Raw genomic sequence first — 18496 nt, forward strand, 5'->3', positions numbered from 1 at the left:
CCCGCTCTTTACTTAGTCCGTTCAAGTAGCTTAACTTTTCCATAACAGCTTCAAACTTAAAGCCTATGTCTGCAGCATCATTTATCCACCAAACCAGCTGTTAAAGCACCAAGTGCTTAGCAAATTTGCGTTTGATTTACTTTGGACCGGTAATAACTATTTGCAAAAAGGTTAGCAAGCCATGGGCTATAACGGCGCGCCCCCTTACTTTTAATTCGTGATTGTGGATTGGAACAAAACTCAAACTTGAGGTATTACTACAAAGTTCCATAACATCATTTATCACCCAAACCTATAAACTCCCTCGCCCATATGCCATAATCTAAATAATTCATTATTTTAGTAACTTGGCGCATATTTAGGCGTTTTTAAGTTAACTACTCAGGGTTTTCAGCATGGCATATCAAGAGCAAAATCAAGCAACAATCTATTGGCACGATTATGAGACCTGGGGGGCGAGCCCTCAAAAAGATAAGCCGAGCCAGTTTGCGGGAATTCGTACCGATCTTGATTTAAATATAATTGGCGAGCCGCTTATTGAATATTGTAAGCCGCAAGCGGATTACTTGCCTCACCCTGAGGCATGTTTAATTACGGGTATTACGCCACAAGTGGCGATGCAAAAAGGTTTGGTTGAGGCTGAGTTTATAGCCAAAATTCACGCTGAATTTAGTGCGCCAAACACCTGTGTGGCTGGTTATAACAGTATTCGCTTTGATGACGAAGTAAGCCGTTATAGCTTTTATCGTAACTTTTACGACCCGTACGAGCGCGAATATAAAAACAATAACAGCCGCTGGGATATTATTGATTTAGTACGTGCGTGTTATGCGCTGCGCCCTGAGGGGATTGAATGGCCGTTAAAAGAAGACGGCAGCCCGAGCTTTAAGCTTGAACATTTAACGGTAGCTAATGGCATTGAACACGCCGCTGCTCACGATGCGCTAAGCGATGTAACTGCCACTATTGCACTGGCTAAACTTATAAAAGAAAAACAACCAAAGCTTTATAACTTCTTTTTTGGGCTACGAAATAAAAAAGCGCTTGGCGAGTTAGTTGATGTATTTAACATGACGCCGCTAGTGCATACATCATCGCGTATTCCTGCAACGCAAGGTTGTACAACGTGGGTGGCGCCTATGAGCTTTCATCCGGTCAATAAAAACGCGGTTATTTGTTTTGATTTAACCCAAAACCCGCAAGTACTCATTGATTTAAACGTAGAAGAGTTACGTAAACGCTTATACACCAAACGCGTTGATTTAGCCGAGGGTGATTTACCTGTTGGTTTAAAATTGGTGCATTTAAACAAGTGCCCTATTTTAGCGCCTGCTAAAACGTTATTGCCTGAAAACGCAGCCCGTTTAGGCATTGACCGCGAGCAATGCCTCGCTAATTTAGCTATTTTAAAAACCAATACCGAGCTTCGCGATAAAGTAACCGAAGTGTTTAACGAAAAAGGCGATTACAGCGCAACCACTAACGTTGATTACTTACTTTACGATGGCTTTACAAGCCATGCCGACAAAGCTAAATTTGCGATTATTCGCGATGCTAAACCAGACGAGCTAGCGGGCTTAAATTTAGATTTTGAAGATAAAAAGTTCAATACATTACTGTTTAGATACCGCGCGCGAAACTGGCCAGAAACGCTCAACCAGCAAGAGCTTGACCAATGGCGTCAGTATTGCCAAAACAAGTTAATGCACGGAGAAGATCAACCCTCAATTAGCGCACAAGATTTTATGATCACCCTTGAAAACTTGGCCCATGAGCACGACGACAGCGAAAAAAACCTAACCATTTTAAAGGCTTTATATAACTACGCGCAAAGCATGTAATTTTCTTTTAGTTTATTTGTATAGCGCATATAAAAACGCGACGCTTTAATTACTAAAGCGTCGCGTTTTTGTTTAAATTATTATGGGCTTTGCCCATCACGCCAGCAAGCTTCGCATTTAACTAGGCATACTCAAAACGTTATTTTTTATGTAGTGCTTCAATGCGTGCTAGTAAGCTTGATGTATCGTATCGGCCGCCACCTAGCGCTTGTACGTCGGCGTAATATTGATCAACCGTTGCAGTCATCGGTAACGTAGCGCCGTTGTTTTTAGCTTCATCAAGCGCGATGCCTAAATCTTTGCGCATCCAATCTACGGCAAAACCAAACTCGTACTCACCTGCCCACATTGTTTTGTAGCGGTTTTCCATTTGCCACGAACCCGCAGCCCCTTTTGAAATGGTTTCAATTACTTTTTCACCATCAAGCCCTGCTTGTTTGGCAAAATGTAAGCCCTCGGCTAAGCCTTGCACTACGCCGGCTATACAAATTTGATTAACCATTTTACATAACTGCCCTGCGCCCACATCGCCTAATAACTGGCTAAAACGGCTATATGCTGCCATTACGGGTTGCACTTTAGTGAAAACAGCTTCGTTACCGCCAGCCATGACTGTAAGCACGCCGTTTTCAGCACCTGCTTGTCCGCCTGATACGGGCGCGTCTATAAAATCGATATTTTGCAAGGCTGCTTTTTCTGCTACTTCACGGGCTACTTCGGCCGATGTAGTAGTATGGTCAACCAAAATGCTATTAACGGCCATCCCCGCTAAAACACCATTTTCGCCGTAAACAACCGCACGTAAGTCATCATCATTACCTACACACATAAATACAATATCAGCATTATTAGTAGCTTCTCGCGGCGTGGTAGCAAAGCTTCCTGCATACTCATCTACCCAGCTTTGCGCCTTTGCTTGAGTGCGGTTATATACACACACATTAAAGCCCGCTTTTGCTAAATGCCCTGCCATTGGGTAACCCATTACCCCTAAACCTATAAATGCAACATTGATTGACATAAAAGTGCCTTATTTTCCTGCTAACTTAGAAACTATGCCCGATTATGTCAATCGGCTGCTTAAAAAGCGAATTAAGTCTTTATAAATTTCCAACGTAAGGAAATAAGTAGGTAACCATGGATAGTATTTATCAATTTAGTGCCCCTTTGTACAACAGCGAAAGCTTTGCGCTTAGCCAGCTAAAAGGCAAAACAGTACTTATTGTTAATACAGCAAGTAAGTGTAATTTTTCGGTGCAATTAAGTTCGCTAGAAAAGCTCTATCAAGAATATAAAAACAGCGGTTTCACTATTTTAGCGTTTCCGTGTCATCAATTTGGCCAAAACGAGCCGCTTGATAACCTCGCAATTAAAGACTTTTATCAAAGACAATTTGACGTGTCGTTCAAAGTGTTTGGTAAGGTAATGGTAAATGGGCCCGAGGCGCATCCGCTGTTTAATTACTTAAAGTCGCATACCCGTGGTATTTCGCAAAACCGCGCAGTAAAGTGGAACTTCACCAAGTTTTTAATTAACCCGCAAGGTCAGCTCGTTGCACGTTATGCGCCGCGCACCAAGCCCGAAACGCTTAAACAGGTCATTGAGGCAAACTTACCTAGCGCACTAAACGCTAATAACTTAAATAACGCAAAAATAATACCCAACTTTAATGCATTAAAAGGCGCTTAATTATTCTAAATCAATAAACGGGTGGTTACTCAAGCATGCTTTATTAAACTAGTTTAAGGTTACGTATAATACCAATCAGCAATAATACTTAATCATTTTTAGGGGCTAAACGTGTCGCTATCTGCGTTAAAAAACTCTCATTTACGACTGCATGGATGCAGAAGGTAGAGCAATGCAGGAGCAATTGCCGAGAACAACTAAATAGCGAATTTTTTGCCTTGCTATAAACACGTTTTTCCATCCTCAAAATGGATCACTTGATTATGCGCATTGGTATAACAGCTAGGCTTTGGAGTAAATAACATGAACATTGCTTTTTTTAGTACGCAAAAATACGAGCAGCCTTTTTTTGAGCGCAGTATTAACAAACACCCTCAAATAGAGATTTGTTACTTTGAGCAAGCACTGAACGAGCAAACAGCCCTGCTTGCTAAAGGGTTTGATGCTGTGTGTGTATTTGTAAACGACACGGTTAACGCCCTCGTTATTGAGCACCTTGCTGAGCATGGAATTAATACTATTTTACTTCGCTGCGCTGGGTTTAATAATGTTGATTTAGTGGCCGCCAAAGCACACAACATTAAGGTATTACGAGTGCCCGCATACAGCCCAGAAGCCGTAGCTGAGCACTGTGTTGCACTTATGCTTACCCTTAGCCGTAAAACACATAAAGCCTATAACCGCGTACGCGAAGACAACTTTGATTTAAACGGTTTATTAGGCTTTAACTTACACGGCAAAACAGTTGGAATTATAGGCTGTGGCAAAATTGGCCTTGCCCTTTGTAATATTTTAAATGGCTTTGGCGCGCATGTTTTAGTGTGCGACCCTTATGCAACACCTGGCAATTACACCATTACCGATTTAGATTCGCTGCTTACTCAAAGCGATATAATTTCACTGCACTGCCCCCTGAATGAGCAAACACACCATTTAATAAACGACGATGCATTTAATAAAATGAAACCTGGGGTAATGCTAATTAACACTTCGCGTGGTGCGCTACTTAATAGCAAAGCGTGTATAAATGCGCTTAAAACTAAAAAGCTAGGGTATTTAGGGCTTGATGTGTACGAGCAGGAGTCGGAGCTATTTTTTAAAAACCATAGCGACGAGATAAACCAAGACGATATATTCTCGCGCTTAGTTAGTTTTAAAAACGTATTAATAACTGGCCACCAAGGCTTTTTTACTCAAGAAGCCCTGAGCGAAATTGCCAATACCACCATACAAAACGCTATGGAAATTAATGAACAAAGACCTTTAACCAATGAGGTTTTATAAAGCCGCGGCCCATTAATTTAGCTTTACCCGTTTTGCTATTTACATAACGGGTAAAGCTTAAAATACTTTAGCCAAACGCAACGTTTGCAAAAACAAGAGTCATTAATACTGGGCACACAAAACGAATGTATTGAGCAAACCAGTAATGCGTGCCGGTGCTGGCTTTATGAAGCTTATTACCGCGTTTCCACATCCAACCTGCGGTTATAAAATAAAATAGCCCCATAAGTGGTAGTTGGTACTGAGTAAATAGCATGATTACTAAACCAAATAGCCACTCAAAGTTTAATATTATTGCACTAGCGCATATTAACACCACTAGGCTAACGGCCCACGTTGCTTTAGTACGATCTACGCGGTGGTTTTCTACTAAAAACGCTACCGGTATTTCTGTGGTAGAAATAGTCGATGTAACCGATGCAATCGACATAAGTACAAAAAACAGTAACCCAATTAGTAAACCAATTTCGCCCATGGTACTAAAAAGCTCAGGTAAAATAGCAAATATAAGCTGCCCTTCACCTATAAGTTTTCCGCCGCTAAACACCTCTACCCCGTTATGTTGCGCTACATAAATTGCAGGCACTATCAGTAAACCTGCTAAAAATGCCACGCTGGTATCAAGCAGTGCAACGCTTGCAGTTAGTTTTGGCAGGTTTGCATCTGGCTGCAGGTACGAGCCATAAATCATCATGCAGCCAACCCCTAATGAGAGCGAGAAAAACGCCTGCCCCATTGCAGCAATAATTAAATTTGGGTCAAGCACTTGGCTAAAATTAGGAATTAAATAAGCAGCAAACCCTTCGCTGGCGCCTTCTAAACTGGCTATATAAAAAATTAAGCCTATTAGTAGCACCAATAACAACGGCATTAATCGACGTGACCAAGTTTCAATCCCAGATTTAACCCCTTTTAAAATAATACTGGCGGTTAAAATAAGCATAAGCGGCGTAAATATAAAATTACGCACCATAGAGTCGCTGTGTAAAAACTCGCTTACGGCGGTAAAACCAAAGAATGTAGTAATAGGCTCTATGGCGTAAGAGAGCATCCAACCAGCTACAATAGAATAAAAGCTAAGCATAATCACAGCGCCCGCAAGGCCAATATATCCTGCGGCAGCCCCTACTTTTTTGTTGGTATTTTGCCACGCATTACCCAATGCTTTTACTGGGTTTGCTTGCGCTTGGTGGCCTAAATAAAGTTCGGTATAAAGCGCAGGTAGCGCAAGTAAAAATATAACTACAAAGTAAACCAATAAAAATGCACCGCCACCATGGTTGGCCGCCTGCGTAGGAAAACCCCAAATATTACCTAAACCCACTGCTGCGCCTGCAGCGGCTAAAACAAAACCAAAACGGCTTTGAAATCCATCACGCACTTGTGCCATACATCTACAAATTCTGTTATTCTTTGATTATTGTGAATTAAACCATATTTAATGCCAACTGAGTAATAAAATTGCTTTTGGCATAAATAAGCGCTGTTAACCGCTCATAATTACAGCACTCACTTATTTTAAGCGCGTATGACTAACCACTTTTTTAAAAACACCCTAAGTATTGCTCCCTCTTTTTATAGCGATTTATCCCCTAGCAACAATACTATTTTAGTGTTTAATGCCAACACACTTAATGTAGAACACCTTGATTTAACCCAGTACCTAAGCCCATTTGAGCTAAGCGTTATAAATCGCCGTAAACGCATGCAAGCAAAGCAAGAATATCTAGCATCGCGTATATTACTAAAGCAACTTGCAAAGCATATTCAGCCCCAATACGCACACATACCGCTTAATAAAATGAGCACCCACTTTAATGAAGAATGCTCAAAACTACAGCTCCATATAAACCACACCGTTATAAATACCTGTATTTCGCACTCGCATGGCTTAGTTGGCGTAGCACTGAATGTTACTAAGGCGGAGTTTGGCTTTGATATTGAAAAAATAAACTTAAAACGCCGATTCGAAAAGCTCGCTAAGCATTTTTATCATAAGGCTGAAATTGCCTTAATTACCGCGCCTTTGGCTATAAAAGAGCAAGCCCACCGCTTTTTTAGAATTTGGACCTTAAAAGAGGCACTCGCTAAAGCAACTAGCCGCCCAATAGCGCAATTGCTTAGCCCAAATGTATTTGATGAATTTTCTTTGTTAAACCTAACAGCATCGAGTAACACCATAACGGTTGCCAATGAGGAGTTTGATATAAGCGTGGCGCATAAAAAAAGCACCGACTGGCGGTGCTTTATACTTAATAACTTGGATACTTAATAACTTGGCTTTAAAAGCTTAAGCAGCGCTTTCTAATAATCGGCTGTGTATTGCTTGTACCACGGTATCTGACTCACTTTGCTCTACTAAAAAGCATAAGTTGTGCTTACTTGCACCATGACAAATTAATCGAATATTAAACTCTTTTAATACGTTCATTAGGTTCATTTCGTGCTGGCGTAGCTGTATTTCAGAGCCTATAAGCGCCACTAAGGTTAAGTTGTTTTCAACCGATACATGACAAAATTCGGCCAATTTATCTAAACACGCTTGCTCAAGCTCAGGTCGCGAGGCATTAGGTGCGTTATCTAGGGTTATGGCAACACTAATTTCTGAGGTAGTAACTAAGTCTACCGATATATTAAACTCACTTAAAATGGTAAATACACGGGCCAAAAAGCCACTTGCTAATAACATTTCTGGGCTTTTAAGCGTTAGCAATATTTGGTTTTTACGCTGCGTAACGGCACGAATACCTGGCTGCTGCGATTTTTCACGCTCAATCCACGTCCCCCCGCGCTCTGGCTCGCGGCTAGAGCCTACAAATACATTAATATGGCTACGGCTTGCTGGTAAAATAGTTGCAGGGTGCAATACTTTTGCGCCAAATGTCGCCATTTCTGCGGCTTCATCAAAGCTTAAACGGGCAATTGGCGTTGCCTTAGCGCATAAACGCGGGTCGGTGCTAAAAATACCCACTACATCGGTCCAAATGTGTACACTTTTAGCGTTAATAGCCTCTGCTAATAACGCCGCACTGTAGTCAGAGCCACCACGACCAAGCGTTGTGGTTTGGCCAAATTCATCACTACCAATAAACCCTTGTGTAACTATTACTTGCTCATCTAATAACGGAATTAACAGATCTTTAGCGGCTTGTGCAGTGGCCGCAACATCGGGCGTTGCTTTACCAAATTGGCTGTCTGTTTTAAGCACTTTGCGTACATCAAACCTATCTGCATTTAAGCCTTTTAAGCGCAGCACTTGAGCAAATAAATAAGACGATAAACGCTCGCCAAAGCTAAGCAGCTCATCGTGTTGTTGATCAGTGGTGAGTGTTTCAAGGGCTAACATTTGAAATGCTTTTAACGTTTCGTTAAAACCCACCGCTAAATCGGCATCAAGCGACAGCTCATCTAAAATAGCCTGTTGAATAGCCAATACGCCATCTATGTGTGCTTGGCGCTGCTCTTTACTAAGGTCGGGTTTGCACAGTGCAACTAAGTGGTTAGTTACGCCGGCACTGGCGCTCACAGCTACAATACGTACGCTTTTATCTGCAACAATAATTTCGCTACAGCGACTCATCGCTTCAAAGTTTGCAACACTGGTTCCGCCAAATTTGGCAACGATGTAATCTGATTTTGCGCCTGATACTGTTTGTGGCACTGATTGGGTAGTCATTTCGTCTCCTTTCGCGGTATCCAAACCGCTAAAAAACAAGAAGAACTTGGCAAAGGAATGCAAATAAGATGTGTCCACTGCCAGAAGCTCTCCACCTAAGTTGGTGACAGTTTTGGGGATTCAGCCCCATAAACCGAAAAACATGGTTGACGTAACCTTGTTTTCCTCGGCGAGTACTTCCCTCTTTAATGGTTATGGGCGTTCGTCACCTACCATTAAATACCTAAGTATCGCACCTCTTCTGAATGTTGTATTAACCTGTGGCTAATAAAACAAAACCCCACTGTGTAGCGGGGCTTTGAAAGTTATCGTTTAGACGTCTAGCTGTCAAGGTGTTTTAGTTAATATAACGCGAATAATTTAGCCAAGGTTTACATTTCTGGCTACTTTTACAGCGCTTAATGTAACTCGCCTGTACGCCAGCTAAAAAAATGTGTAAATTAAGCCAGTTAATAACGAGTACTTTTTATTATAAAAATATAAAAACTACGCTCTGCTTTAAGCGTAGTTAACTCAATACTAGGATGTATCACCGCATTATGATCCCAGCTAAAAAGCTGCTTAATACCCTTAGCGAACATTGGGGTGTTTTAGAGCTATTATTTAAACGTTTTAAAATGGCCGACTTTAGCCTCAAAGACGTGCAAAACGCCATTAAGCAAAAACAGCCCACATGGACAAACGAGCGCATTTACAAAGAGACAAATCGTTTGCTCAATCAAGATATACTTATTCCATTGGCTAAATCATCCCAGCTTGAAATAAACCGCGCCATTGCCGATTTTGCGACCTTTTTATTACAAGAAGAACACCTAGGTTTAGCACAAGAAATTAGCGTTTTGGTTGATGATTTAGCACGCCTAGGAAACCGATTAGATAATGCCGGCGAAATAGAAGACTTTGACGATTTACGCCGCTATAGCCGCATTATGGATGATCGGGTGCGTAAAATAATGAAGCTTTACGCGCACAACGAAAACGCTATTTTAAACATTGTTGAGCAAGCTAAATCTGATCACGCGGTGCAATCTTTGCAAAAGCGCTACAAAGCGGTAATAGAAGCCTTTGACGAATACATAGAACCGATGCTTGAAATGGTCGATATTCGCGGTGACTTTCATGCCTGTTTTACACTTATTGAGCAGCAAATAAGTAAGCAAATAGAGCACATTGAACGCTCAGGCAAAGCCTACAACGACAAACGTATGCTTGAGCAATTGCGTACTCGGATACTCGAAATGCATTTAGTTGGCCGAGAAAGCTTACGCAAAAGTGCCGATATGCTCATGCCACTGCGCGAAGAGCTACGCCGTAATAACCTAATTACCCGCCAGGCAGCAAAAGTGCTTGGCCTTGTGCGTAAAAATGGCGTAGACAACATGCTAAGCGCGGTACAACCAAATTTTGTAAGCGATGCGCAGCGTTATTCGCTTGGCCAGCAGCGTCATATAGTTGCCTATATGGCAAGCTTGGTAGAATTTGAACACGAAGAATACCAGCTCCCAGAGCAACAAGACGTGCCGGCATTTGTTACACCAAACATTCCTGATTACCACGATGTTAAAACAAGCTTTGCAAAACGCTTTAATAAAAAACGTAAAAAGCCCCAGCCATTACTGCAATTTTTAGATGAAAGCTACCCAGAATTAGACGCCGACGAAATGCTATTTTTATATCAAAAACTAGTCAGCGACAGTGAAATTCACATTAGCCAAAGCGATGAAAAAACACGCGTAAAAATTGCCGGCCAACACTTTTCGTTATACCCATTTAATTCTGCGCCTCAGCCAGATACACAGGCAGACGAGTAACACATGACACATATAAACTTAGACGAGCTTACGCACCTACAAGCCATTAATAAAAAATTAGGTGCGGGTTACCATATTTGCGAACAAGACAACGTAATGTGGCAAGAGCTTGACCAGCACATAGAGTCTTATAGCGCCTTATTTAGCGCCCTTGGCCACGATTTAAAACACGACAGCCGCGGCTTTTACTACTTTGCCAGCGACGAAAGCACGCCAAACATGGGGAAAATATCTCGTGCTATTGCACTGACTATTTACATTTTAATTGAGCACTTTGCCAATACGGGTAAAGACCCAATGCGTGCCCTATTTGATGAAGTAAACGATTTAGAACTGATGCAAACCTTAGTGCAAATTAATAAACACTTGTTTGATCAGCTTGAGATATTTTCGGGGTCAGATTTACGTAAAGACGTATACCTGCGCATGGTACGTTTAGGCCTTGCCCGCGAAGTAGAAGGCGGCTTTATGCTACAAGCGCCTATTCACCGCTATATTGATGCACTTATGGAAGTAAACGAAGAAACCTACATTACAGAGGACGAGCAATGAAAAACTTATACGGACTAAGTAAACTCGCCCTACTTAATACCGCAGGCTATGCAAAGTGTGTTATTCCGCTTGATAAAAGTAGCTCTATTTGTGCACCAAACAATACCGGTAAAAGCTCGGTTATTAACGCCCTGCAATTTCCGCTAATAAACGATTTGCGCCTAACCGAATGGGACGGGCACGATTTAGATGAAACCCGTAAATTTTATTTTTCATCGGATCAGTCGTACATTTTGCTCGAAGCCAACCTCCCCCATGGCTCGGTGGTTATTGGTGTAGCAGGCCTTGGTAAAATAGCCGGTTACGCGCACCAGTACTTTTGTTATCAAGGCAAACTTGATTTAGCGCAGTACACGCAAGGTAATACCATTATTAAGTTTACCAAGCTGTTTAATCATTTAAAAACGCAAGGTTACAACCCTATAGAGCTTAAAGCACAAGAGCTAAACGCCCTGCTTACCGGCGGCGCAACCCCTTTTGACGGCGACATTAATTTAAAAATGATCCCGCTTAATAACGTGCAAGACTCCGCCATTTATAAAGAAATTTTTAGGCGTATTCTTAACTTACACAAATTGGGTGCAAGCGATGTTAAACGCTTTATGCTGCGTGTGTTTGAACGCCATATGTCTAACTCTAAAGTGGACTTTTACGAAGTATGGCGTCGCTCGTTTGATAAAGTAAATCGTGCTAAACGCGAATTAAAAGCGCTTGAATCAATGCAAGAGCCAATAACAGCGCTTGAATCAATGCTTGAGAACCAAACGGTGCTTAAAGGTAAGTTAGCAGCCTACGCGCCTAAAATTGATCAAGCATTAATAGACTTTGATACCTACCAAGAAGAGCAACTAAGCGAACTAGCCATTGCCCTTGAAGACATAGAGCACGAAAAACACGAGTTTGAGCTAAAGCAAAGCTTATACGTACAGCAATCGCGCGATATAGAGCGCAGGCAAACCCAAATAGAGCAATGGTTTTTAGATTACAGCGCTCTTAAAAGCGAATTTGAACTGGTAAATAAAGCCACCCTTAAAACCAACCTTGGCCAACTTAAGCAAGACTACGAGTCGCTTTCGCACTCTATTACCAGCGCACAAGGGCAAAGCCTACACACGCTTGATTACCGCATTAGCGAAACTCAAAAGCAAATTAAAAGCTTAAAACTGCAGCTTAAAAACCTTGAGTTTAATTTGTTTACCCGAATGCGCGAAGACCTATCACTTAAAGAGGTAGAAGAAATATCGCGGATTTTAAACCCCGATATTCTCTCGTTTGCCACCACCAGCAATGGCGATATAACCATTGATGATGAAGACGCCTTTGGGGAATTTTTATCGCTATTAAGCGAAAACGTTAAAGGCGGTGTACTAACCCTACCAGGGGCAAGCATTAAACTTAAAAAACTGTCCCCAGTGCAAATGCAAAGCGGCGAAAACAAAGCCCAACTTAGCGCTCAGCTAGACGCGCTGGAACGCTCGTTAAAAGAGTTTAAACAACAGCGCGAAGTAGCCGCTAACGTGGCCGATAAACAAAAAGAAAAAGATGCGCTTTACGATGAGTTAATGAGCGCAGAGAGCGCCCTAAAACGCTTAGAGCAATTCGAGGTAATGCAGCAGTCGGTAGAAGCGCAATCCATGCTAAAAGAGCAGTTATTAGCAGAGCGCGAACAAGTTGACGACTACCTGCAAGACATTCAAAAAAATAGTGGCTCAATTGCTGACAGGCGCTCGTTAATTAAATCTAAGCAAGAGCAAATTAATCGCCAAACCGAGCGCCTACGCCAAGTTAAAAGCGAGCGAATCGACCACACGCTTGATTTATACAGCGGTAAAGTAACCCCGTATATGATTGATATAGCAGTCGACTTTGATAACTTAAGCGACTTAGTTCATCACTTTAATAAAGACTGCCAAGAGCTGCGCAACTTTGACATAAACGTGCGTAATACCTATTTGCATGTATATAACGCAGGCATTACTAAGTTCGATAACGAAAATGACGAATTTACTAAATACCAAAAGTTGATTAGCGCATTTCATAACCTTGATAACGAACGCGATGCCGTTGAGCGCCAAGGCCGCGTAGCCCTAACCGAAGTAGCCGCCACAATTAAAGGCTTGCGTGAAGACTTAGACCGCCTTCGCCGCGAGATGAACAGCTTTAATAAAGGGATAAGCCAGCACCGTATTTCTAACCTTCAAGCGTTTAAAATTAACGTAATACCGCGCAAAATGCTGGTTGATAGTATTGATACCATTATCAGCACGTCGCATCAGTTTGAACAAGGTGACACCCTTGATTTATTAAGCCAAGAACCTTACAGCGAAAGCGCGGTAAATGAAGCAAAAGATCACCTAATAAAACTTGCCTCCGACAAAGCAGGCCTTACATTAACTGATTTATTTGATATTCGTTTTGAAGTGGTTAACCGCGCTGGCGAAACCGAACACTTTGAAAAAATCGATTCAGCTGGCTCAAACGGCACTCGTATTACTATTAAGTTATTATGTGGCATGTTGTTTATTCGTTACTTATTAAGCGATCAGGAACAAAACCTTTACCGTATACCTATTTATATTGATGAAGCGGCCGACATTGATCCGCAAAACCAAAAAGCAATCATAGAAACGGCACTGAGCTTTGGCTTTGTGCCAATTTTTGCCTCGGTTAAGCCGCAGGTAAGCTGTGATTACATTATACCTATTCGTTCAGTAAAAGATGGCGCCCAAAACTGGGTAGACGAAAAAGACTGGATTGAAGTTGAACACAATTAATTGGCCGTTAAGGCAAACCAACTAAACTAAAATATAGGACGTTAAACTAATACACATTTAAACGATGTGTGTTATTTTAAATTAACGCATTTTATTGGAGCAAAGGTAATGAAAAATATACTTATTGTTGCAGCGCTGACATTACTTACAGCCTGTACGCAAACCCCAGACTGGGATTACGACAAATCAGCCAACTTTAGTAATTTTAAAACATTTGCTTGGGTAGAAAACGCGAGCTTAACCAAAGACACCACAAACTACCAAATTAACGGCTTAATGGAAAAACGTGTACGTACTGCCGTTAATAAAGAGCTTAGCCAAACATTAGGTATGAGCTTAGTAGACCCTGCCCAAGCTGACGTACTAGTTAACTATCATGCATCGGTAGATAAAGAACTAGAAGTAGACAGCTTTAACGTAGGTTACGGCGCACGTTGGGGATACTGGGGTACAGGCTTTCAACGCGACATTAGCGCCCGCGAATACGAAGTGGGTACGTTAGTGATTGATATTATTGACCGCGAATCAAACCAACTTGTATGGCGCGGCGCAAAAGAAGGCCGTTTAAAGAAAAAACAATCGCCTCAGCAACGCGAAGCATCAATTAAAGAAACAGTCGCTAATATTTTAAGCAACTTCCCGCCGCAAAAGCAGCAGTAAGTTTAAAGTTAGTTTTTAAAAAGCTCACAAAATGTGAGCTTTTTTGTTAATAAAGGACTCATACCTTGGCATTTTTAAAATATTTTACAGTCACTCTGTTCGTCTTTTTTGCTTCGCTCCCCGCACATGCGGAAAATTTAAAATTAACACCGGGTTTATGGCAAGGCATTTACAAAGATAATTTCGAATACAATGTACTGGAAATAAAAGAAAACGGAGAACACCGTTTAATCATTGCAAATATCGCCAGTGCATTTTATAGAAATAAATCAATTGCGTTTAATGATAACGATATTAAATGCAATCGCATTAATTGCACTATCAAACTCATTAGCCCTAATAAAGAGCATCTGCAATTTACATTAATTTTAAGCCGTTATTTAGATAATTCATTTGAGGTGTTAGAAATTTATTCTAATGCAGACGATGATTTTGTCATGTCAAAAACTTACCGGTTGGAAAAACAAGAAAGGCAATCTACCGTCCATACATTTATAGATAAATACCGCTCTAGAATAGATGAATTAGCAGCTATAGAAAAGTCAGGTTTATATGGTTTTTGGGTAGGATTATTAAATTTAGACGGCAATCAAAAACTCGTAAGTATTGAATTTCACCCAAATAAAGAGTCATATTTCACCTATTTTGCAAGTGGAACCAATGACATAATCAGCACCACTTTTATGCCACAAGATATTCAAGAAATAGACAACGTACTGAAAATCACTACTAGCAATCCACTCTTCGCAAATAAGCTAATTATTCATAAAGACAACCGAGAACTCAAAGGCTATATGTATTCAAACCACAAAGGTACAACTCTTCAAACTGGCTCGTTTAAATTGTATCGCTTTGAAAGGCCTGAGTAACCTGTAATCTAAGTATAACTCTATGACAACTTATACTTATACAATAACTCAAAAGGTATATGACAATAGTCATCTGGGTGGTTAGTTAAACGGTCTTGATGCTCAGGATCGCTTGGTACGTAATTAGTTAGCCGCTCAACGCCGACTACAACTTTTTCTGCATCACTGCGCTTATTTATATAATTGTTTGCTGCCTCTAAATGGCCTTGGTGTTTGCTGTAAATAGCAGTGCGGTATTTAGGGCCTACGTCATCCCCTTGTTTATTAATGCTGTATGGGTCAATAATTTCAAAAAAGTAGTCAAACAGCTTATTTAGGCTAACGGCGTTTAGGTCAAAAATTACCTTTACGCATTCTGCGTAACCATCGTATTCGCCATCTGTAGTTTTACTTGTACCATTAGCGCGCCCTGCCTGTGTGCTAACAACACCTGGTAAGTGTTTCATAAACTCTTGTACGCCCCATAGGCACCCACCAGCAAAGTAAATAGTATTGTGTTCTTTAATATCCATTATAAATGTTACCTAATGAGAAAAGTGTGAATGGTTATCAAATGCAGATATTAACAAATTAATGTACAATCGCGCACAAAATGACTGCTGTTACATTTGGCTATTTTATCATGCTCAAATATAAGCTTTGAAATTTATTGTAACCGCAGCTTCAAATAAAAAACGACGAGAAGCACATGAACCGCACACCACACATTATATTGCCTGCACTTTTATGCAGTGTTACCCCATTTGTTTATGCTAATACGTTATCTGATGAGTCTTCAATCGAGCAAATAACAGTGGAGGCTTCGCCTACTGCGAATAAACTGCCTGTAGGTACATTTGACTCGCCTATTTCTAATTTAGAGTACGACCCACGTGTAGATCTCCAATCACGAAATATGGCTGAGGCACAAGCTGATGTAACTATTCGTGGCGGTATTTTTGAAAACACCGGCTTTAGAGTAGGCAGTGCTACCCTGCTTGATCCGCAATCTGGTCATTATTTTGCTGAAATTCCCATTGCACCGCAAATGCTAAGCGGCGCAGCCGTTTTAACCGGTGCCGATAACGCACTGTACGGTATGAACAGCTCTGTAGGTACGGTTTCGTTTGGTTGGAAACCGATTATTACTGGCGGTAGTGTATCGCTTGGTACTGGTACGAACGACTTTAATCTTCAAAGTATTCACGCTGCTAAAAACACACAACTTGATAGCTTAGCTAACTATACCTTAGGTTTTGAAGGTGAATATTCTCACTCGCAAAGTGATGGCACTATTGATAATGGCGATCATGACTTTTCGCGCGCCTCAACACGCGTGCAATTGGCAAGTGAGAATAGCCAAACCGATTTATTTTATGGCTCGCAAGATAAGTTTTTTGGCTGGCCCAATTTATACACTCCCTTTGGCGTTAACGAAACTGAAGATTTAGAGACTCGCCTTTGGATGCTTAATCACAAGCAAAACTACGCTAAAAACAGTAATTTTGAAGTATCGGCATATTACCGCACCCATGACGATCACTATATTTACTCGCGCGAAAACCCAAGTGCATTCGAAGCGTTTCATAAAAGTGAAGTTAAATCGCTTGCTCTTTCGGGCCGCCATGCACAAAGCAATGCGTTTGCAATTAATTACTCAGCACAATTTATTGATGACTCGATTGAATCAACTACACTTGAAAATAATTTTACCTCACGAAAATATTATAAGCTGAGCGTATTGCCCCAATACACTATGGCGCTAAAGGCTCACCAACAGCTTATATTTCGTTTAGGGGCTGCGTATGACGATACAAACCGTGATGATGCTGAAGTATCAGCCATTGGTGATATAACCTTAAATACCCAAAATAATGACGGCACAGCGCAAAGCCTTTATTTATCGTACGCGCAGGCGAGTCAAGTTGCAGGCTATACAGCTATTGGCGGCAGCGATTCTGGCGGATTATTTAGGAGTAACTACAACCTTGAGCGCGAAACCACTTCAAACTTAGAGCTAGGTTTATTACTTGAAGAGCAAAGCTGGCAGTTAAACTCGGCTATTTTTTATCGAAAAGATAGTAACTTAACCGACTGGACCTTTAATTTTGATTCTACCTCAGCGCGCTTTGCTAACCCCGTTGATATTGATACTGCAGGGGTTGAATTTTTAGCGACTAAGCACTTTGATACAGCAAAACTTATTGCTAGCTACACCTATTTACATAAATCAGAGAACTACGGCGCAGCCGATATTGATGCCAGTTTTTACGCGTTAAACTTCCCCGATCACCGTTTAACACTTGGCGCTGTGTATAACCCAACTGATATTTTAGAATTTAGAATAGATAACGAATGGCGTACACAACACAAAAACGCCCTTAGAAACGGCGACGACAACGCGCTTTTTACCCAACTCACGCTTAAAATAACCCCGCCTCAGTTAAGCAATTTATTTATTACTTTAGCGGCAGATAACTTATGGGATGAGTCGTTTGAAGAAATACCTGGTACACCAGGGCGCGGTGAACAATATACGCTAAGCGCAACGTATAGTTGGTAAAACTAAAGCGGCGTTTACAAACTCAATTTATACTTTGGTTTGTAGACGCTGTGTTTTTTATAAAAGCTCTATATTAAGCAAAAAAGTTGCACAAAAAGAAACGAATGAGCAGTAAATGAGAAAACAAAAGCCAACTATTGCTTAAAGTTAATCTCTTCCTCTAAAAGCCCCGCGCCTCTTCCCCTCTTTGTAAATAATCCACTTTTACAGGCTTTGCCTGTCACGTAAGCAAGCTTCACGTCTACAAAACAACCATATATCTACACATTTGCGGTAGACGCAGAGCTTGCTCGCGTGAAAAGCGCAGCTTTTAATTACTTAAAAAAATTACTCAGTAATAGATAAATGTAAATATATGTGTATTAACTTCGTAAGCTAGGTTAACTGCTCAAGTTCGGTAATAAGCGCTAGAGCCTCTGCATTAGTTGACCCACATACATCGCGCGTGGCGCTAAAATCGCTACATACTTTAGGGCGGCTTTCATCGCCAAATAGTTTACATAAATTGTTCTCATCAAGCTGAATACAACGCTCTCCGGCTTTTTTACCGTTTGGCATACCAGGTATTGGGGAGCTAATACTTGGGGCAATGCAACATGCGCCGCAGCCTAAGCGACATGCCATAGGCTCTGTTTTCATAAATACCTCTGTTAGTTAAAACTAGGCCTTTGTATTTAAATTAACACCCTGCCTAGCCCATTATTTATTTGTAATACACATATGTAATGCTTTGTTACATCTTAAAACGCCTTGTAAACACTTTATTGCGTATTATTGCCTTGTCACCAAATATATGAA

At 41.1% G+C, this 18496-nt stretch carries 15 protein-coding genes and 1 riboswitch; of the genes, 10 read left to right on the top strand and 5 right to left on the bottom strand.

Annotated features, from left to right (window positions below):
- Nucleotides 1–395: 395 nt before the first annotated feature.
- Nucleotides 396–1841 carry an exodeoxyribonuclease I gene (gene sbcB / locus PSH48_RS03915; protein WP_273610935.1) on the top strand — a complete coding sequence of 482 codons (1446 nt, stop codon included), beginning with the start codon at nucleotides 396–398 and terminating at the stop codon, nucleotides 1839–1841.
- 139 nt (nucleotides 1842–1980) lie between these two features.
- Here sbcB and PSH48_RS03920 read toward each other — a convergent pair whose 3' ends face one another.
- Complete coding sequence (locus PSH48_RS03920; protein WP_273610936.1) at nucleotides 1981–2862, bottom strand: NAD(P)-dependent oxidoreductase; 882 nt, start codon at nucleotides 2860–2862, stop codon at nucleotides 1981–1983.
- A 116-nt stretch (nucleotides 2863–2978) separates the two neighbouring features.
- Here PSH48_RS03920 and PSH48_RS03925 point away from each other — a divergent pair, with 116 nt between their 5' ends.
- Nucleotides 2979–3530 carry a glutathione peroxidase gene (locus PSH48_RS03925; protein WP_273610937.1) on the top strand — a complete coding sequence of 184 codons (552 nt, stop codon included), beginning with the start codon at nucleotides 2979–2981 and terminating at the stop codon, nucleotides 3528–3530.
- A 303-nt stretch (nucleotides 3531–3833) separates the two neighbouring features.
- Entirely contained in the window at nucleotides 3834–4814 is a 981-nt protein-coding gene (locus PSH48_RS03930) for a 2-hydroxyacid dehydrogenase (RefSeq protein WP_273610938.1), read from the top strand.
- A 67-nt stretch (nucleotides 4815–4881) separates the two neighbouring features.
- Here the strand turns inward: PSH48_RS03930 and PSH48_RS03935 are convergent, their stop codons facing one another.
- Complete coding sequence (locus PSH48_RS03935; protein ID WP_273604288.1) at nucleotides 4882–6204, bottom strand: sodium-dependent transporter; 1323 nt, start codon at nucleotides 6202–6204, stop codon at nucleotides 4882–4884.
- 138 nt (nucleotides 6205–6342) lie between these two features.
- Here PSH48_RS03935 and PSH48_RS03940 point away from each other — a divergent pair, with 138 nt between their 5' ends.
- Entirely contained in the window at nucleotides 6343–7086 is a 744-nt protein-coding gene (locus PSH48_RS03940) for a 4'-phosphopantetheinyl transferase family protein (RefSeq protein WP_273610939.1), read from the top strand.
- Nucleotides 7087–7104: 18 nt separating this feature from the next.
- On the opposite strand, the gene lysC is transcribed toward PSH48_RS03940, so the two are convergent.
- A complete protein-coding gene (lysC, locus tag PSH48_RS03945; RefSeq protein ID WP_055255752.1) occupies nucleotides 7105–8490 on the bottom strand; it encodes a lysine-sensitive aspartokinase 3 in 1386 nt (461 codons plus the stop codon).
- 76 nt (nucleotides 8491–8566) lie between these two features.
- A riboswitch (Lysine riboswitch) is annotated at nucleotides 8567–8739 on the bottom strand.
- Nucleotides 8740–9029: 290 nt separating this feature from the next.
- On the opposite strand from lysC, the gene PSH48_RS03950 reads away from it, so the two are divergent.
- The 5 genes from PSH48_RS03950 (at nucleotide 9030) to PSH48_RS03970 (ending at nucleotide 15156) form a co-directional block, all read left to right on the top strand.
- Entirely contained in the window at nucleotides 9030–10301 is a 1272-nt protein-coding gene (locus PSH48_RS03950) for a hypothetical protein (RefSeq protein ID WP_096739460.1), read from the top strand.
- Nucleotides 10302–10304: 3 nt separating this feature from the next.
- Nucleotides 10305–10853, top strand: a complete 549-nt coding sequence (locus PSH48_RS03955; protein ID WP_024033404.1) for a condensin complex protein MksE — start codon at nucleotides 10305–10307, stop codon at nucleotides 10851–10853.
- Nucleotides 10850–13627 carry an ATPase gene (locus PSH48_RS03960; RefSeq protein ID WP_273610940.1) on the top strand — a complete coding sequence of 926 codons (2778 nt, stop codon included), beginning with the start codon at nucleotides 10850–10852 and terminating at the stop codon, nucleotides 13625–13627. Before PSH48_RS03955 ends, PSH48_RS03960 begins: the two co-directional genes overlap by 4 nt.
- A 108-nt stretch (nucleotides 13628–13735) precedes the next feature.
- Entirely contained in the window at nucleotides 13736–14287 is a 552-nt protein-coding gene (locus PSH48_RS03965) for a DUF4136 domain-containing protein (protein WP_273610941.1), read from the top strand.
- 65 nt (nucleotides 14288–14352) lie between these two features.
- Complete coding sequence (locus PSH48_RS03970; RefSeq protein WP_273610942.1) at nucleotides 14353–15156, top strand: methionine sulfoxide reductase; 804 nt, start codon at nucleotides 14353–14355, stop codon at nucleotides 15154–15156.
- A gap of 20 nt (nucleotides 15157–15176) precedes the next feature.
- Here PSH48_RS03970 and PSH48_RS03975 read toward each other — a convergent pair whose 3' ends face one another.
- Nucleotides 15177–15668, bottom strand: a complete 492-nt coding sequence (locus tag PSH48_RS03975; RefSeq protein ID WP_273610943.1) for a peptide-methionine (S)-S-oxide reductase — start codon at nucleotides 15666–15668, stop codon at nucleotides 15177–15179.
- 176 nt (nucleotides 15669–15844) lie between these two features.
- Here PSH48_RS03975 and PSH48_RS03980 point away from each other — a divergent pair, with 176 nt between their 5' ends.
- Nucleotides 15845–17698 carry a TonB-dependent receptor plug domain-containing protein gene (locus PSH48_RS03980; RefSeq protein WP_273610944.1) on the top strand — a complete coding sequence of 618 codons (1854 nt, stop codon included), beginning with the start codon at nucleotides 15845–15847 and terminating at the stop codon, nucleotides 17696–17698.
- A gap of 375 nt (nucleotides 17699–18073) precedes the next feature.
- Here the strand turns inward: PSH48_RS03980 and PSH48_RS03985 are convergent, their stop codons facing one another.
- Nucleotides 18074–18337 (bottom strand): YkgJ family cysteine cluster protein, encoded by a 264-nt coding sequence (locus PSH48_RS03985; RefSeq protein WP_029774574.1) that lies wholly within the window; start codon nucleotides 18335–18337, stop codon nucleotides 18074–18076.
- Nucleotides 18338–18496 lie beyond the last annotated feature (159 nt).

This window comes from Pseudoalteromonas sp. Angola-4 (assembly GCF_028599265.1).
Taxonomy (GTDB): Bacteria; Pseudomonadota; Gammaproteobacteria; order Enterobacterales; family Alteromonadaceae; genus Pseudoalteromonas; species Pseudoalteromonas atlantica.